Annotated in this window: 13 protein-coding genes; 10 read left to right on the top strand and 3 right to left on the bottom strand. The window is 60.5% G+C overall.

The window, feature by feature from the left end:
* Nucleotides 1-373: 373 nt before the first annotated feature.
* On the top strand, nucleotides 374-1,414 hold the full coding sequence (locus HBN98_RS26225; RefSeq protein WP_083367829.1) for a DUF6515 family protein: 1,041 nt from the start codon (nucleotides 374-376) through the stop codon (nucleotides 1,412-1,414).
* On the opposite strand, the gene HBN98_RS26230 is transcribed toward HBN98_RS26225, so the two are convergent.
* Both HBN98_RS26230 and HBN98_RS26235 read right to left on the bottom strand, forming a co-directional pair.
* The gene (locus HBN98_RS26230) at nucleotides 1,408-2,316 is read right to left on the bottom strand and encodes a cation diffusion facilitator family transporter (RefSeq protein ID WP_083367830.1); all 909 of its coding nucleotides are present in this window, start codon (nucleotides 2,314-2,316) and stop codon (nucleotides 1,408-1,410) included. The genes HBN98_RS26225 and HBN98_RS26230 overlap by 7 nt on opposite strands.
* A 9-nt stretch (nucleotides 2,317-2,325) precedes the next feature.
* The gene (locus HBN98_RS26235) at nucleotides 2,326-2,745 is read right to left on the bottom strand and encodes a hypothetical protein (protein WP_025108718.1); all 420 of its coding nucleotides are present in this window, start codon (nucleotides 2,743-2,745) and stop codon (nucleotides 2,326-2,328) included.
* A 111-nt stretch (nucleotides 2,746-2,856) separates the two neighbouring features.
* On the opposite strand from HBN98_RS26235, the gene hrpB reads away from it, so the two are divergent.
* Nucleotides 2,857-5,373, top strand: coding sequence for an ATP-dependent helicase HrpB (hrpB, locus tag HBN98_RS26240; protein WP_083367831.1), 2,517 nt, complete (start codon nucleotides 2,857-2,859; stop codon nucleotides 5,371-5,373).
* Nucleotides 5,374-5,415: 42 nt separating this feature from the next.
* Here hrpB and HBN98_RS26245 read toward each other — a convergent pair whose 3' ends face one another.
* Nucleotides 5,416-6,825: an amino acid permease gene (locus HBN98_RS26245; protein WP_083367832.1), complete on the bottom strand. Its 1,410-nt coding sequence runs from the start codon at nucleotides 6,823-6,825 to the stop codon at nucleotides 5,416-5,418.
* 322 nt (nucleotides 6,826-7,147) lie between these two features.
* Between HBN98_RS26245 and HBN98_RS26250 the strand changes: the two genes are divergently transcribed.
* The 8 genes from HBN98_RS26250 to HBN98_RS26285 all read left to right on the top strand — a co-directional run bounded on the left by HBN98_RS26250 (nucleotide 7,148) and on the right by HBN98_RS26285 (nucleotide 16,535).
* Nucleotides 7,148-8,167 (top strand): TauD/TfdA family dioxygenase, encoded by a 1,020-nt coding sequence (locus HBN98_RS26250; RefSeq protein ID WP_186352920.1) that lies wholly within the window; start codon nucleotides 7,148-7,150, stop codon nucleotides 8,165-8,167.
* A gap of 4 nt (nucleotides 8,168-8,171) precedes the next feature.
* Nucleotides 8,172-9,755, top strand: a complete 1,584-nt coding sequence (locus HBN98_RS26255; protein ID WP_083367833.1) for a phenylalanine aminomutase (D-beta-phenylalanine forming) — start codon at nucleotides 8,172-8,174, stop codon at nucleotides 9,753-9,755.
* Complete coding sequence (locus tag HBN98_RS26260) at nucleotides 9,752-10,813, top strand: pyridoxal phosphate-dependent aminotransferase (RefSeq protein ID WP_083367834.1); 1,062 nt, start codon at nucleotides 9,752-9,754, stop codon at nucleotides 10,811-10,813. Before HBN98_RS26255 ends, HBN98_RS26260 begins: the two co-directional genes overlap by 4 nt.
* 79 nt (nucleotides 10,814-10,892) lie before the next feature.
* Nucleotides 10,893-11,633 carry an alanyl-tRNA editing protein gene (locus tag HBN98_RS26265; RefSeq protein WP_083369398.1) on the top strand — a complete coding sequence of 247 codons (741 nt, stop codon included), beginning with the start codon at nucleotides 10,893-10,895 and terminating at the stop codon, nucleotides 11,631-11,633.
* A 25-nt stretch (nucleotides 11,634-11,658) separates the two neighbouring features.
* Nucleotides 11,659-12,558 carry a hypothetical protein gene (locus HBN98_RS26270; protein WP_229755018.1) on the top strand — a complete coding sequence of 300 codons (900 nt, stop codon included), beginning with the start codon at nucleotides 11,659-11,661 and terminating at the stop codon, nucleotides 12,556-12,558.
* Nucleotides 12,559-12,697: 139 nt separating this feature from the next.
* Nucleotides 12,698-14,080 carry an FAD-binding oxidoreductase gene (locus HBN98_RS26275; protein WP_064589347.1) on the top strand — a complete coding sequence of 461 codons (1,383 nt, stop codon included), beginning with the start codon at nucleotides 12,698-12,700 and terminating at the stop codon, nucleotides 14,078-14,080.
* 38 nt (nucleotides 14,081-14,118) lie between these two features.
* The gene (locus HBN98_RS26280) at nucleotides 14,119-15,354 is read left to right on the top strand and encodes an ATP-grasp domain-containing protein (protein ID WP_083367836.1); all 1,236 of its coding nucleotides are present in this window, start codon (nucleotides 14,119-14,121) and stop codon (nucleotides 15,352-15,354) included.
* On the top strand, nucleotides 15,351-16,535 hold the full coding sequence (locus HBN98_RS26285) for an MFS transporter (protein WP_083367837.1): 1,185 nt from the start codon (nucleotides 15,351-15,353) through the stop codon (nucleotides 16,533-16,535). Before HBN98_RS26280 ends, HBN98_RS26285 begins: the two co-directional genes overlap by 4 nt.
* Nucleotide 16,536: the final 1 nt, after the last annotated feature.

Consider the following 16,536-nt stretch of genomic DNA (forward strand, 5'->3'; position numbering starts at 1 on the left):
TTCGCAATCCTCTGTCGCCGCTCCCGGCCTATTCTTATCACCAGAATCACTGCTCGGTAACACAGTCCACTGCGGCCCGCCCAAACAGGCCCGCCGCGGCCGCCACCCCCACCGGGGATGTGCCGGCCCCCGAGCTGCACACTGTCCAGAAGACGGCGTGAGGTGAGCCGACGTCAAAAGCGTCGAGCCAGGACGAAGTTCTCTAGAAGGGAGGCCGACGGGTCTCCCTTTTTTCTTGCCCGCGATTTTTGTGCCTCGCAGCGCGGCGATCCTCAATAAATAAGTTTCGTGACTGATAACCTGTCGCAGAACCCGGTGTGTGTAATCCCGGTCTTAGTAGCAAGCCCTGTTAATACCCGCAGTGAGGAAAAGCATGAAGTCGCGCATCTGGCGTCTGGCCGGTGTTGGTTTGCTGTGTGTGAGCGTCAGTGCGCAGGCACTTGCCGACGATCCGGAGAGCCGCAGTCCTAATGGTGGACGCGGCCCTGAGCATCAGGGAAACAACCAGGGCCATGGCGGCAATAATCAGCCCCACGGGCAGAACAATCCGCCGCCGCAAAATCAGCCGCGGCCGCAGAACAACGAAATCATTCGGGGCGACAACAGCCGCCAGTTCGAACACAACGGCCAGCAGCACAATAACGGCCAGTGGCAGAACCAGAACCGCGCACCGAACCCGCCTGCTCCGGTTCACCAAGCGCCACCGGCCAACAACCTGCCAATCCAGCCGCGGCCCGACACCGTGCGCCAGACTCAGGAGCCGCGCCAGGGCTACTACCGCGACGAGCGTCCGCAGAACGGCTACCACAACCAGCAATGGCAAACCGGCAACCGGCCCAATGACAATCGCTGGCCGGGTCGCCCGGACGGGCATGGCAACGGTTGGGGCCCCGGCCCGCAATACCGCCCGGGGCATGTGATCGACCGCTTCCCGGATCGCGAATATCGTGTGCCGTATCGCGGCCAGGATTACTTCTATTCCGGCGGCTACTGGTATCGCCCGCAAGGCCCGCGCTACATCGTCGTGCAGCCGCCGCGAGGGATTCGTACCCAGTATCTGCCGGACTATGCCCGTGAAGTGTGGATCGGCGGGGCGCTGTTGTTCCTCGCTGCCGGTTCCTACTATGCGTATGAGCAAGCCACGCAGGATTACGTGGTGGTCGAACCGCCGGTGCAGCAACCGCCGCAACCGCAGCCGCAATCCCAGGGCTATGACGTCGAGGCTTATCCGGCCAACGGTCAGTCACCGGAACAGGTCCAGCAGGACGGTTACCAGTGCTACCAATACGCGGTGCAGCAAAGCGGTTTCGATCCGCGTACCGCGACGTATCAACCGGCGCCCGAAGTGGTGCAGGCGTACCGTCAGGCTCAGGGCAATTGCCTGAGCAGTCGCGGTTATCAGGTGTCTTACTGAAGCCGGGTTTGCGCCCGTTCGGTCTTGACCACTTCCTGCGGGTCGGCGTGCACCAGCACCTCGGCTCGCGGGTAGGCGGCGTGGATCGCATCCGCCGCCTGATCGCTGATGCCGTGAGCGACTGACAGCGTCAGTTCTCCCGGCAATTCCAGATGCAGCTGCACGAACCAGTGATTGCCCGAGATCCGCGTGCGCAGATCATGCGCACCCAGCACGCCGGGCACGCTGCAGGCCAGTTCGAGCATGTGCTGACTGACGTCCGTCGGCAGCTCTTCATCCATCAGCACCGAAAAACTTTCCCGGGCGATCTGAATCGCACTCCACAAAATGTACCCGGCAATTCCCAAACCGAACCATGCATCGAGCTGATGAAAGCCCATCCCGGCGAGAATCAGCGCGATCAGAATGCTGCCGTTGAGCAGCATGTCCGAACGGTAGTGCAGCGAGTCGGCGCGTACGGCGTTGGAGCCGGTCTGCTTGACCACGCGATGCTGCAATGTCAGTAGCGCAGTGGTCAGCAGCAGGGAGAACACGATCACCCCGATGCTCAGCCACGGCGCGCCGAGCGGCTCCGGTTGCTGGATGCGCTCATACGCCTGAAAGGCGATCAACACCGCACTGCCTCCGATGAACAGCGCCTGCGCCATGCCCGCCAGCGATTCGGCCTTGCCGTGGCCGTAACGGTGATCGTCATCGGCCGGGCGCAGGGCGTAATGCACTGCCAGCAGATTGAGCAGCGAGGTGACGCCATCCAGCGCCGAGTCGGTGAGGCCGGCGAGCATGCTCACCGATCCGCTGAGCCACCAGGCGATGGCTTTGGCGATGATCAGCGTGCAGGCCACCGCCACCGAGGCGCGGGTCGCCAGCCGCAGCAGGCGGGCGTGTTCGGGGCTGGTGGTCATGTGATTTCCTTATGCGGCGGGTTGCAGGCCAAACATCGCCAGTTGTTGCGTGCTGCCCTTGTGCTGGATCAGACGTGGATCGTCCAGTGGCAGGTTGCGGCCCAGTTCAGTTTCGAGAATAGCCTGCAACTTGAGGTTATCGACCTGACCGTCCGGGCCAATGGCCTGTTTCAGTTTGGCTGGATCGACCTGGGCGGTGTGGCCCGGTTCGAAATAGATCGCGCCGGTGGTGAAGTCGACCGCGAACGCGATCAGGCCGGGGATGACGTAGAACAGCAGGCCCACGGCGTCGAGCACGGCAATGGCCGGGTCGATCTTGCCGTCAATCTGACCGCGCCGGTCCGGGTAGAAAATCGAACCACAGGCGGTGAGTTGAGTGAGCAGGGTGGCGACCAGTACACCGCCGATCAGGCGAGAAGGTAAACGCATGGGATAGATCTCCTGAGTCATCTAAAAACGAAGCAGCGCTGTGTGGAATTAAGACCCTGACAAACGCCCGGCAGTTCGCCGTTATACTCGCGCCTCTGTTTGGGAGCCAGCATGATTTCTTTGCCGATCGATGAAGTTTTACCCGCCCTGCGTGAAGCGTTGGCGACACGCCACGAAGCCGTGCTCGAAGCACCGCCCGGCGCCGGTAAAACCACCCGCGTGCCTCTGGCCTTGCTCAATGAAGCGTGGCTGGCCGGGCAGACCATCCTCATGCTCGAACCGCGCCGTCTCGCCGCGCGTGCGGCGGCTGAACGACTGGCCAGCGAACTGGGCGAGAAGGTCGGTGAAACCGTCGGTTATCGCATTCGCCTCGACAGCAAGGTCGGCCCCGACACCCGTATCGAAGTGGTCACCGAAGGTATTCTCACCCGGCGCCTGCAGGACGATCCGGCGCTGGAAGGCGTAGGCCTGCTGATCTTCGACGAATTCCACGAACGCAGCCTCGACGCCGATCTGGCGCTGGCCCTGAGTTTGAACGGTCGCGAACTGTTCCGAGCTGAACAGCCGCTGAAAATTTTGCTGATGTCCGCCACGCTGGAAGGCGAGCGTCTGGCCGGGTTGCTGGATGACGCGCCGATCCTGCGCAGCGAGGGGCGCATGTACCCGGTGACGATGCGCTGGGGGCGGCCGTTTCAGCCCGGCGAATACATTGACCAGCGTGTGACCCAGACTGTACTCGAAGCCCTGCACGATGAGACCGGCAGCCTGCTGGTGTTCCTCCCGGGGCAGGCGGAAATCCGTCGCGTGCATCAGCAGTTGAGTGATGCCATTGGCGAGCGCAATGACGTTTTGCTCTGCCCGCTGCACGGCGAACTGGATCTCAACGCTCAGCGCGCCGCCATCGACCCGGCCCCGGCCGGCCAACGCAAAGTGGTGCTGGCGACCAACATCGCCGAGACCAGCCTGACCATCAACGGCGTGCGCGTGGTGATCGATGCCGGGCTGGCGCGGGTTCCGCGTTTCGACCCCGGCAGCGGCATGACCCGCCTCGACACCCAGCGCATTTCCAAGGCCAGCGCCACCCAGCGCGCGGGTCGGGCAGGGCGCCTGGAGCCAGGCGTGTGTTACCGCTTGTGGTCGCAGGATCAACACGAGCAAATGGCCGCTTACGGCAGTGCGGAAATTCTGTCGGCGGACCTGGCCAGCCTGGCCCTGCAACTCGGGCGTTGGGGTGTAACCCCGGGCGAACTGGTCTGGCTCGATGTGCCTCCGGCAGCGGCTTATGCACAGGCGCAGGATCTGTTGCAGCGACTCGGCGCGCTCGAAGGCGAGGCGCTGACTTCGCACGGTCAGGCCATGGCCGAGTTGCCGGCGCATCCGCGCATCGCCCATCTGTTGCTGCGCGGTCAGGCGCTGGGGCTGGCGCACATGGCGTGCGATGTTGCGGCACTGCTCGGCGAGCGCGATATCCTGCGCGGTGCCGGTGCGGATCTGCACAGCCGACTGGTCCTGCTTTCCGGCGAAGAACGTGCGGCACGCGGGGCTCAGGGTGGCGTGCAGCGCGCCCGGCAACTGGCGCGGCAATATCGTGGTTATCTGCGCGGCAAGGCTAGCGCGCCGGTCAGCGATCCCGATCACCCGCGCTGGCTCGGTGCGCTGCTGGCGCTGGCCTATCCGGACCGTGTCGCCCAACAGCGGCGTGCCGGTGGCGCCGAATATCGTCTGGCCAATGGTCGCGCTGCGCTGTTCGCCGAAGCCGACAGCCTGATGAAGGAGCCGTGGATTGTGATTGCCGACCTCGGCAGCCGTCAGGGCCAGCGCGAGGAACGGATTTATCTGGCGGCGGATTTTGATCCGGCGCTGTTCGATTCAGTGTTGGCCGAGCAGGTCCGTTGCGTCGATCAACTGGACTGGGACGAACGCGAAGGCGTGCTGCGCGCCGAGCGTCAGCGCAAGGTCGGCGAACTGATCCTCAGCCGTGAACCGTTGAACGGTCTCGACGAAGCCGCGCGCAGTCAGGCGCTGGTCAATCTGGTGCGGCGCAAAGGTCTGGAGTTGCTGCCGTGGACGCCGGAACTGCGTCAATGGCAGGCGCGGGTCGCCTTGCTGCGACAACTGGATCTGAACGCTCAGGCTGAAAGCCAATGGCCGGATGTCAGCGACGCGACGTTGCTGAACACCCTCGAGCATTGGTTAATGCCTTACTTGGGCAAGGTCTCGCGGCTCAGCCATTTCGCCAATCTGGACCTGTCGAGCATCGTCCGTAACCTGCTGCCGTGGCCGTTGCCGCAGAAGCTTGATGAGCTGGCGCCGCATCACCTCAGCGTGCCGTCGGGGTCATCGATTCGTCTGGATTACAGCGAACAGCCACCGATTCTCGCGGTGCGTTTGCAGGAGCTGTTCGGCCTCGCCGAGACGCCCCGGATTGCCGGCGGCCGGCAAGTGGTCAAGCTGCACCTGTTGTCCCCGGCGCGGCGCCCGGTGCAGGTGACGCAGGACCTGGCCAACTTCTGGCGCAGCACCTATGCCGAGGTGAAGAAGGATCTGAAGGGGCGGTATCCGAAGCATTATTGGCCGGATGATCCGCTGGTGGCCGAGGCCACGGCACGGATCAAGCCACGCAAGTGAGCCATGCTTGCCCGGTCTCGTCCGGGCAGTGCCTGCTATTGATCAGGCCTTGCCGTAGAGACTTTGCGAAGCACGGCGTCTGTGCTTGATGCTGTGGCATACCCACACCAGGGCGATCCAGATCGGAATTGCGTACACCGCCATCCGGTTGACAGGATCCATCAGCATCACCGCCATGATGAACACCATGAAGGCCAGACAGACATAGTTGCCGTAGGGGTACCACAGGGCCTTGAATCGCGGTGTCTGTCGGGTCTGGTTCAGGTGTTGGCGAAATTTTCCATGGGCCAGACTGATCATCGCCCAGTTGATCACCAGCGTTGCAACCACCAGCGACAAGAGCACTTCCAGGGCGTGCTGCGGGATCACGTAGTTCATCACGACGGCGATCAAGGTCACTGCCGCGGTGGCGAGGATCGAGCGCACGGGAACGCCGCGTTTGTCGATCTTGACCAGGCTTTGCGGCGCGTCACCTTGCTGGGCCAGCCCGAGCAATATCCGGCTGTTGCAGTAGGTGCCGCTGTTGTAGACCGACAGCGCAGCGGTGAGGACCACGAAGTTCAGAATGTGCGCGGCGGTATTGCTGTCGAGCATTGACCACACGCGTACGAACGGGCTGCCACTGTAGGTATCGCCAGACGCATTGAGCGACGTCAGCAGGCTGTCCCACGGCATCAATGACAACAGCACGACGAGTACGCCGATGTAGAAAATCAGGATGCGGTAGATCACCTGATTGATGGCCTTGGGAATGACACTGCGAGGCTGTTGCGCTTCAGCGGCGGTAAAACCGAGCATTTCCAGCCCGCCAAAGGACAGCATGATAATCGCCATGGACATGGCCAGGCCGCCAATCCCGTGCGGGAAAAAGCCGCCGTGCTGCCACAGGTTACTCACCGACGCCTGCGGTCCTCCGTTACCGCTGACCAGCAGGTAGCTGCCCATGGCGATCATCCCGATCACCGCCAGGACCTTGATGATGGCGAACCAGAATTCCGCTTCGCCAAACACTTTGACGTTGATCAGGTTGAGCGCATTGATCAGCACGAAGAACACCGCAGCCGATACCCAGATCGGTATCTCGGGCCACCAGTAATGCACGTACTTGCCGACGGCCGTCAGCTCGGACATGCCGACCAGGGTGTACAGCATCCAGCAGTTCCATCCCGACAGGAAACCGGCGAATCCGCCCCAGTACTTGTGGGCGAAATGGCTGAAAGAGCCGGCCACCGGCTCTTCAACGATCATTTCGCCCAGCTGCCGCATGATCATGAAAGCAATGAAGCCGCAAATCGCGTAGCCGAGGATCATCGACGGCCCGGCAAACTTGAGTGCGCCCGCCGAGCCCAGGAATAGTCCCGTACCGACGGCGCCCCCCAGGGCGATCAATTGAATGTGTCGGTTTTTCAGGCTGCGTTTCAGTTGGCCTGAGTATGCATGGAGGCCATTCATGAGAAAGCACCTTCGCAAGGTTGCGTGGATTTTTGCAGGGAGTTTGCGAGGTGCAAGGCAAGCCGTTGCAACGACGCGCCGGTGCCAATCGCGGGAGAAAGGGGTTTTTCCACAGTCATACGGATTCTGATCCTTCAGATTATTTCTATTTTTATCAGTGAGTTAGATCGATTTTGCAGCGCGGTTTGCGGCGAATCAGTGCGCGTCGTCGCTAGAAATCTATTGGAAGAAACATATTTCTATATGTTGAATTTGTAAATGGGGGATGGTATCTAATGCACCGCACATGGACATGCCAACGATTCCAGGGACGTGAGGAGTGATGACTGTGACGGGCAGTAATGCACAAGGGATATTCGATTTTGCGGTCGGCACCCATGCCGATCCGGCAGGCTATTTTTCAGCGGCGGCAGACGACATCCGGGCACAGCTGCTGAGTGAAGGTGCGGTGCTCATTCGCGGCGCCCATCCGTGCAGGGATCCTGAACTGTTTGAACGGGCCATCGGCGCGCTGGGATTTCACACTCGCGATTATGTCGGTGGCAGCTCTCCACGCTCGACGATCCAGGGCAAGGTCATGGAAGCGACGCGCACCCCGCCTGACTGGTCGGTGATCCTTCACCAGGAAATGGCCTATGTAAAACATCCCCCCGAGATCATCGCCTTCGTCTGTGTCGAGCCTGCGGGGCGAGGCGGAGAGTCGGTGGTCGGGGACATGCGCAAACTGGAGCAGTTGATTGATCGCTCGACCTTCAAACAACTGACCGATCGCGGGATTAAGTTGCGCCGGACGCTGCCCGGCGAGGCACGGGTGAATCTCAAACCCGGGGTGAAAAAAAGCTGGCAGGAGACGTTCTCCACTTCCAGCACCGCTGAGGCAGAAGTGCTGTGCCGGGCGCGGGGATGGGACTTCGAATGGAGTGGCGGCGACCTGATCCTCTGGCAGGACTGTATCTCCCCGATGCGCCAGCACCCGCGCAAAGCGGCAGAGATCTGGTGCAATCAAGCGCACTTCTGGGGGGCGGCCGCGATGATCGAGTGGGCGCGTATCGATGGTCGCGAACAGGACGCCAGTGAACTGGCGAAGGCGCAGCGCAACACTCCGCAACTGTTGGAGGCCATGTGTTTCGGTGACGGCGAACCACTGCCGGATGAACTTACCCTCGAGCTGTTCCACACCGTCAGAAGTGTTGAACAGGATGTCGATCTGGGGGCGGGCGATATTTTACTGCTCGACAATTTCCAGTATGCGCACGGTCGGCGCGCATTTTCGGGCAACAGGACAATCAACGTGATCATCGCCAATTGGGCCGATGATCAGGCACACGTAGCTCAGGGATGAAAAGATGACGATTCAGGAAAAGAACTTCACGTCGGACAGCACGTTTGTACTGAACCCCGGCGTCGATGTCAGTCTCAAGGACTTGATCAAGTATTCCCGGCCCGGGGCCCAGGTGGTCGCCTCGCAAGCCACCCGGCAACGGGTTCAGGCATCGCGAGAAGCCTTGGAAAACCTCGTCGCACAGGGCGCGGTGATTTATGGCGTGAACACCGGAATGGGTGGTTTCGTTGATCATCTGGTGCCCATCGAGAAAGCCCACGAGCTTCAATCGAACCTGATTCAGGGCGTCTCGACCAACGTTGCCGAGCGGTTCCCGGACAACGTGGCGCGAGCCACCATGTTTGCGCGAATCGTCTCCCTGTCCCGTGGCAATTCGGCACTCTCGCTGGAGAATTTCGACCGCTACATTGCTATCTACAACGCGGGCCTGATTCCGGAAATTCCGAGCAAGGGCTCGTTGGGGACGAGTGGCGACCTGGGGCCTCTGGCAGCGGTTGCGCGGATGCTGACCGGAGACGGTTACGCCTATCTTGACGGCGTCCGGATTCCGGCAGCGCAAGCCCTCGAGCAATTGGGCCTGGCGCCGCTCCACCTGAGTTACAAGGAAGGGCTGGCGCTGATCAATGGCACCTCCTGCATGGTCGCAGTCGCGGCGATGAATGTGGTCGAAGCCCGGGAATTGCTCGAGCAATACACATCGATCTCCGCCTTCTCATTTGAAGCGTTGCAGGCTCGAGTGCGTCCTTTTCATCCCGATGTTCACCAATTGAAACCGCACCTGGGCCAGCAAAAAATTGCCGAAGCCATCTGGGCCGATCTTCAAGGCTCGGAACTGGCAATTGACGATCTCGAGCTTTCTTCGCAATTGAGCGCCCTGCGCACCGACCAGGTACGCCAGGAAGACATGCCCATTGAAGATGCCTATTCCATTCGCTGCACCCCGCAAATCCTCGGACCGGTGCTGGAAACCATCGAGTTTGTCGAGCGCGTGGTCGGCAACGAACTGAACTCCTCCAACGACAACCCGTTGATCACCCCTGAAAACGGCCAGGTTTTTCACAACGGGCACTTTCATGGGCAGTACATCGCTTCGGCCATGGACTACCTGACAATCTCCATCATCACCCTCTGCAACCTTTCGGATCGGCGGATCGATCGCTTCCTGACCAAAGCCAACAGCAATGGTCTGCCGTCGTTCCTGTGCGCGGAAAACGGAGGTCTGCGTTTCGGCCTCATGGGCGGGCAATTCATGTCGGCGTCGCTGACGGCGGAAAACCGTTCGCTGGCCACCCCTGTCTCGATCCAGACCCTGACCACCACCGGTGATTTCCAGGACGTGGTTTCCTTCGGCCTTGTCGCCGCACGCCGTGTGACCGAAGTGCTGCAGAACACCCGTTACGTCCTCGCGTTCGAACTGATCTGTGCGGCCCAGGCCGCCGATATTCGTGGCAGCGCCAAACTCGGGCCGAAGGGCCGCGCCTGGCATGCGCGGGTGCGTGAACATATTCCGTATCTGGATCGGGATGTGGCATTGACCAGTTACCTGGAAGCGATCGTCGCCCAGGTACTGGGAGGGCACAGCCGATGAGTTCGTCCGGGAAGGGCAATCTGTTCGCAACGGCGACCACTGACCGTGTCCGGTTGCATGCCAACGAAAATCCGTTGGGTGCATCGGGTCTGGCCCTGCATCTGTGCGCCTCGATGCCGGCGCTGCTCAGCGAATATCCCGAAGTCACTTACAAGTCTCTTCGCCTGGCAATCGGCGAGCGCTGGCGGGTTGATCCCGAGCGCGTAGTGGTGGGGGCGGGCTCCGATGAACTGATCGATATCGCATTGCGTAGCCTGTTGAAGCCCGGCAGTCGCATCGTGACGCAGCAGCACAGCTTCAAGATGTACAAAATCCGCGCCGCGCTGCTCGGGGCCGACTACAGCGAGATGGCCCCGGACGCCAACGGCGACTATGAAGCTGCATTGATACGTGCGCTGGAGAACAAGCCGGACGTGGTGGTGCTGGTCAATCCGTCCAATCCTTTGGGCGACTATCTGTTGCCCGCGCAACTGTTATCGCTGGTGGCCCTGATTTCGCCGACCACGACCGTCATCATCGATGAAGCGTACGCAGAGTTCGCGCCGGACCGGGAAAACACTGCCGGCATTCAGATCGTCAACAGCCGGGAAAACGCGATATGTCTGCGCACGTTTTCCAAGGCCTACGGTATTGCGGGTCTACGCCTTGGCTGGGCTTACGCGAGCGGCGATCAGGTGCCGGCGCTGCAAGCGCGGCGTGCGCCGTACAACGTCAGTTCGTTTTCCGCCCTGGCAGGAGAATACGTCCTGCAGGACTGCGATCATCTGGACAAGACGGCGGCGTATTGTCAGGCCTGGGGGCAGGAGCTCGTGAGTCTGTTCAAGGCTCATGGCATTGAAGCCAGAAGCCGCTACGTCAACTTTGTTTTCGTCGAATGCGTCAGCCAGCCACGCTGCAAGGACTTGCATCAGCACCTGGAGAGTGCAGGTTTCCTGACGTCTCGGTTGACCGACTATGGTCTTGATACGTGCCTGCGAATCTCTTTCGGAAACGAGGCCCAGATGACCCGCTTGTGCACTGTACTCAAGCAAAAACTGCAAACCATGGAGCTTGCCTGAAGCCAGCGGGGCATGGAGGCCCTCGGCGATTGCCTGGGGCCTCCAAGGCAAGATCAGCGAGACTTTACCTGAGGTAAACATGAGCCAGACGCTGCCTTTGTTTCACGATGAACCGTACCTCAAGCAGCTGGATTGCCGAGTCGATCTGCTTGAACGCGACGACGCCGGTCTGCCGTTCGCACTCCTTGGCGAGACCGTGTTCTACCCCCAGGGCGGCGGGCAGCTGGGCGATCGGGGGGTGTTGAACATTGCGCCCGGCGGGGAGGGTGAGGCACAGCGCACGCTGGAGATCGTCGCGACGAAAAAAAGGGATGACCAGATCAGGCATTACCTGGGCATTGATGACGAAGCGTTCACCCAACTGCAGGCGCGGGTGATCGGCCAGCAGGCGACCGCCACGCTGGATTGGTCATTGCGATATCATCAGATGCGTGTTCATTCGGCGATGCATTTGATTCATTGCATGCTTGAGCGGACGCTCGGGCGAGCGATTGCACACCCCGTACGTTCGCCGCTGAGCGACGAGGGTGGAGAGAATCAATACGAGTTTGTCGGTGAGTTCGACGAAGACAGTCTGAGGCGGGCGACAGACGCCTTGAATGAGTTTTGCTCTGCAAGTCATGAGATTCGTACGGAAGCGGATACCAGCCAGGGACAGGGATTTCGTTGGTGGCAATGCGAAGACTGGTCAATCCCCTGCGGGGGCGTTCATGTGCGTAATACGCAAGAAATAGGCGTGGTAACTTCCAGTATGAAGATCAAGAAGAATACGACCAGAGTGGTCGTCACTCTGTCGGCAGAGGCTGAAGAGCTTGGATAGCAAACGAGCGTTTGGCGCATTTCTCATGCAGTTTCGAATCGACGCGGGGCATCTGAAGATTTCCACGTTTCTCGACGAGGTCGATATTCCCTTTTCGGCCAATTACTACCGCGATGTCGAGGCTGGAAGGAAGTATCTGAGCATCGATGCCGCCGTCGAACTGCACGATCACCTTGGAATCGATGCCGCCAGCAAAGTCAGTTTTGATTATTTCTGGCACTACTTCAGGGACTTGTTGCCGGCTGACGTCCACGAGATGTTGTTCGGCAAAGGCGTCGAAGTCCCCGATCTGTCTTCGCGGCTGGAGCTGCGCGAGCACGACTCCAAAATCTTGCGTCGGGCTCTGAGTCTGAGCCGCTACGAGCGTGAGTTCATTGTCACCGAAGAGGTGATAGCCGCATTCGAGGCGCAATTCGAACTGCTGCCATTGATGACGTATCTCTACATGGTCGACAGCGCCTCCGTGGCGGAGATTCAGCTGGTGTGCCAGCAGCTCGGTCTTGCCTACGACCCAAGCACTGAAGCGTTCCTCAACCTGGTCTCCAAGGCACGGGCAACGCCGGATGAGCCGTTTGTCCGGCATGCACCCACGCTGAGGATGCCAAGGACCGTGGACGCGTTGAAGTTGAAGGATCAGTTCCTGCGCCATGAAGTGGACCGGTCGCTGCTCAAGCCTGAGAAGAGTGAATACTTCGATGTTTCTGGCTCCTTCAAATACAGCTCGATGGTGACGCTCAAGGACGCCGAAATAGAACAGATTCAGGACCGTCTGGTGGATCTGTTCTCTGTCATTGAAGTGCACAACAAGTCAGGCCGTCAGCTGGAGGATTCAGGCGCGCAGCCTTATTTCTTCGGGTTGGTCGTTTCCGGACGTCCGGAGTACGACGGGCGTGCGGCCCGAGCCAGTAAAAAAGCCGAGGAGTGAACAGCCACAGGGCGCTCGCCGCCTCTGTGTTGCATGAACCGGCGAGGGCCAACCGTTCACAGGAGTGCGCGGGACAGTGCAGTGAACGGGTCGCTGAAAAATAGCCCGGCCGTAATCAGTCAGAACAGGGATGAGATGAATGAATGCTCCAGTCGTAGAGAAACTCCGTCAGTTGTTCGGCGAGCGTTTAAGGCTCGAACAGGGGATCCGGCAACAGTTCTGCCAGGCGCCTCCGGGGATCGAGCTGAGCCCTCCCGATGCCGTGGTGACGGTTCACAGCGAAGACGAAATCGTTCAGGTCGTGAAGCTCTGCCGTGAGTACGGTGTTGCGCTGATCCCGGCGGGCGCGCGTTCATCCCTCGAGGGGCAAATCAATGCGCCTCAGGGTGGCGTCTGTGTCGACTGTTCGGAAATGAACGCGATTGTCGATGTGAACGTCACCGACATGACGGCCACGGTTCAGCCGGGCGTCACTCGCGAACAACTCAACAGCCATTTACGTGACACCGGGCTGTTCTTTTCCGTCGACCCCGGCGCCAACGCTTCCATGGGCGGGATGGCGGCCACCCGTGCTTCGGGTACCAACTCGGTGCGCTACGGGACGATGGCCGGGAATGTCAAAGCCGCGCGCTGGATCATGGCGGACGGCTCAGTCGCCGCCATCGGTTCTCGCGCGCCGAAATCGGCCATGGGTCTGGATCTGTTGGCGGTTGCCGTAGGTTCAGAGGGCACGCTGGGCATCTTCAGTGAATTGCAAGTCCGGCTGCATCCGGTGCCCGAGGCCATCGTTGCCGGTGTCTGTTCGTTCGACTCGGTGGACAGCGCGGTACAGACCGTGGCCAGCGCCCTGGGCCAAGGTCTTTCGATTGCCCGGATCGAGCTGCTGGATGTCACGGCCGTGCGTGCCTGCAATGCCTATTCCCCCGCATTGGGTCTGGTGGAAACGCCGCATCTTTTTCTGGAGTTCCATGGCGACCGGTCCACGGTCGCCAGCAGTGTCGAGCTGTTCAAGGATTGCGCCGGCGAGTACGGCGGGCAGGTCAGGATTTCCGAGCGTCTTGAAGAACGCACGGCCCTGTGGAAAGCCCGCCATGACGCCTGGTGGGCATTTCACGCGTTCTACAAGGGGCGCAAGGGGCTGGCCACCGATGTCTGTGTTCCGTTGTCTTGCCTGAGTGCCTGCATCAGCGCCACTGCGGCCGACATTGCTGCCTCCGGTCTTGATGCGCCGCTTATCGGTCATGTTGGCGACGGTAATTTTCACCTGCTGATCATGCTCGATGAAGGTCAGGACGAAAGTGCAGAAATTCAGGCGTTTCTCAGTCGACTGTCGAGTCGCGCGTTGTCATTCGGCGGCACGGTCAGTGGCGAACATGGGGTCGGTCAGGGCAAGTTGAAGTGGATGTCGGCGCAACACGGAGCGGCGCTGCAATGCATGGCGGCCATCAAATCGGCACTGGACCCGGACAACCTCTTCAATCCCGGCAAGATGTATCACGCACTGCCTGTTGATGCTCGATAACCATCGATTTTTCATTTTTAAGGATGGATGTGAAAGATATGCGCCATATTTTGATAGTGGGTATTAACAAGGTCTCCATCAAGTACGTGTGTGAGGCGATCCGCAGTGCAGGCTTTGAACCGATATTGTCCGTTGACCCTTCGGGTTTTCACGGCGCGGCGAAAAACGTCTTTGAAGGCGTCACCTGCATTCCGGCCTTTAGCGACAAGGAAGCGCTGTCCGGTTACTTGAAGTCCGAGCCGGCGCTGGTCGGAATGATCCATAGCATCACGACCTTCTTTGACGAGTTGTTTCCGGTTGTCTGCGCGATTGCCCAAGAGTTCGGCTTCAACGCGCCACCCGCGGTGTTTGCGCAGCTGTCATCCAAGGAATACGTGGGCAGCCTGGTCCCCGAGCACGTGCCTGCCGAGACTTGCGTGTCGCTGGCCGATGGCGACTTCACCTTGCCCTGGCTGACACCCGGTCAGCAAAACGATGTGGTGCTCAAACCTTCGGTCGGCTCCGGTGCGGTGGCAACCACGCTGCTCTCGATTGCCCCGGACGCTGATCCTGTCGCTGTGATCCGCTCGGCCATCCTCGACAGCGGAATCGATGACCCGCAAGCCATTGCCTGGATTGTCCAGGCGCATTGCGTGGGTGATCTCGTCAGCCTGGAGGGCTTCGCCCAGGATGGCCGAGTGGTTTTCCTTGGCCTGTCACGGCGCGATCGCGTGGGATTCACGGAAGTCGCCAACCAATTCCCGGCCAACGCCCGGATTGCCTCGCCCGTGCGCACGAAGATCGAGACGGCGGTTCGTGATCTGATCGCCCGCTCAGGCTTTGACAATGGCTTCTTCCATTGCGAGTTCATCGCGAACGAATCCACGGCTTATCTGATCGACGCGAACATGGGGCGTCTCGGCGGCGCGAGCATCGTCGAGCAGATTGCGCTGGCCTACGATCTGGCACCCGCGACGGTCCTGCAGCACGTGGCGCTGCTGCCACTGGGCTTGCTGGAAGCTCCGCTTCAATACCAGCCTGTCGAGTCCTGTCGCCAGACCTTGAGCTACTGGTATTGCCTGGATCACGAGGCGATCGTGCATGACTGGGAGATTCCGCCAATGGCCTCCATTCATACGCCCATCGCCAACGTCGGCAGCGTGATCCAGCCCATCGGCACGTCTGACTACGCCTGGATCGGCATGCTCACCGGCTATGCCGATGTCGTTGCGCGCGAGATTGGCCAGGTACGTGTCCTGACCGATCGTGGCCCTAGAAGCCCGGTCTTCAAATGATTTACTTCGTCCGGTTTCTTTCGTCCGCCGCCTGGAGTTGCTTCTATCCGTTCATGGCCATCTGGCTCAATGCCGCCGTAGGCCTCAGTACCAGTGCGGCGGGGGTCGTTGTCGGGTTCGCGATTGTCTCCAACCGCATCGGAGCATTGGCCTTTCAGGGCATGCTGGACAAGGTCGAGCGGCGCCGGGAAATAGCCTTGGCGTTGTTCTGTGTGGCGGTGGTGGCGCTATTGATGCTGGTCACGGCCTCGATGGGCATCACCAACGTGTTCATCTGGGTCGCGCTGGTCGTGGTGTTCGGTGTCTCCAACTCGATCGCCACAATCTCGCAGATTTCCTACATCGTTCAGTATTTTCGCGAGGGCGAGCACGAGCGCGTGCTCTCCTACGAGAATGTTGCCGCGAACGCCGGGGCCGGGGTTGCACCATTCGTGGCGTCGTTGATCCTTGCCGGCACCGGCTACTGGTTCGTCGCCCTGCCGCTGTTGCTGGGTGTGCTTGCCACCGCATCCACCCGTCTGATTCCACAGGTGGTGCGCAGCGCAGGCGTGGAGTTTGCCGCGCAGTCTTCCACGTTGGGCGAAACCGAGGCCTCTCCCAAAGTCGTGGCATTCATGGCGATCAACTTTTTGACCATGATCGGCTATGCGCAGTTTTATTACGTGTTCCCTACCTATGCCACCGAGCGCTTCTCCAGTGAACTGGTGGGCGTGCTGTTCCTGGTGGCCAGCGGCATCATCATCTTCAGTCAGGTTTACGTCACCTCATTCGCGCAACGTGTCTCGCGGCTGTGGCGGGTCATCGTTTCCAACCTGTTGATCGGCGCGGGCTGCCTGCTGTTGATCATTTCCTCGCAGGCGCAGGCGATCCTGTTTGTCGTGGTGGTGTTTATCGTGATCGGCGAGATGATCTGCGGCCCGCTGTACCAGGCGCAGGCCGTGAAGATCTGGCGCGGGCGCAGTTCCGTTGCGATGGCCGTGCAGACCTGTGTCTGGGGCGCCGCCGAGGCGACCGCCGCAGTGCTCGGCCTTCTGGCGGTGGCGAACGAACTGAGCTTCATGTCGTTCCTGCTGGGGTTTGCCGCCTGTGTGATCGCCGCTGTGGGCGCCTGGATATCGATTGCGCTGAAACGCCCACTGATCGGCATCGACGTCGAGCAGCGGTCAGTTCAGGTTTCCTGAG

This window comes from Pseudomonas koreensis, from assembly GCF_012986595.1.
GTDB classification, from domain to species: Bacteria; Pseudomonadota; Gammaproteobacteria; order Pseudomonadales; family Pseudomonadaceae; genus Aquipseudomonas; species Aquipseudomonas koreensis.

What these genes read in the sequence shown, in the direction of transcription:
- HBN98_RS26225 (WP_083367829.1), top strand. Translation starts at nt 374, where the DNA reads ATGAAGTCGCGCATCTGGCGTCTGGCCGGTGTTGGTTTGCTGTGTGTG.
- HBN98_RS26230 (WP_083367830.1), bottom strand. Translation starts at nt 2,316, where the DNA reads ATGACCACCAGCCCCGAACACGCCCGCCTGCTGCGGCTGGCGACCCGC.
- HBN98_RS26235 (WP_025108718.1), bottom strand. Translation starts at nt 2,745, where the DNA reads ATGCGTTTACCTTCTCGCCTGATCGGCGGTGTACTGGTCGCCACCCTG.
- hrpB (WP_083367831.1), top strand. Translation starts at nt 2,857, where the DNA reads ATGATTTCTTTGCCGATCGATGAAGTTTTACCCGCCCTGCGTGAAGCG.
- HBN98_RS26245 (WP_083367832.1), bottom strand. Translation starts at nt 6,825, where the DNA reads ATGAATGGCCTCCATGCATACTCAGGCCAACTGAAACGCAGCCTGAAA.
- HBN98_RS26250 (WP_186352920.1), top strand. Translation starts at nt 7,148, where the DNA reads ATGACTGTGACGGGCAGTAATGCACAAGGGATATTCGATTTTGCGGTC.
- HBN98_RS26255 (WP_083367833.1), top strand. Translation starts at nt 8,172, where the DNA reads ATGACGATTCAGGAAAAGAACTTCACGTCGGACAGCACGTTTGTACTG.
- HBN98_RS26260 (WP_083367834.1), top strand. Translation starts at nt 9,752, where the DNA reads ATGAGTTCGTCCGGGAAGGGCAATCTGTTCGCAACGGCGACCACTGAC.
- HBN98_RS26265 (WP_083369398.1), top strand. Translation starts at nt 10,893, where the DNA reads ATGAGCCAGACGCTGCCTTTGTTTCACGATGAACCGTACCTCAAGCAG.
- HBN98_RS26270 (WP_229755018.1), top strand. Translation starts at nt 11,659, where the DNA reads ATGCAGTTTCGAATCGACGCGGGGCATCTGAAGATTTCCACGTTTCTC.
- HBN98_RS26275 (WP_064589347.1), top strand. Translation starts at nt 12,698, where the DNA reads ATGAATGCTCCAGTCGTAGAGAAACTCCGTCAGTTGTTCGGCGAGCGT.
- HBN98_RS26280 (WP_083367836.1), top strand. Translation starts at nt 14,119, where the DNA reads ATGCGCCATATTTTGATAGTGGGTATTAACAAGGTCTCCATCAAGTAC.
- HBN98_RS26285 (WP_083367837.1), top strand. Translation starts at nt 15,351, where the DNA reads ATGATTTACTTCGTCCGGTTTCTTTCGTCCGCCGCCTGGAGTTGCTTC.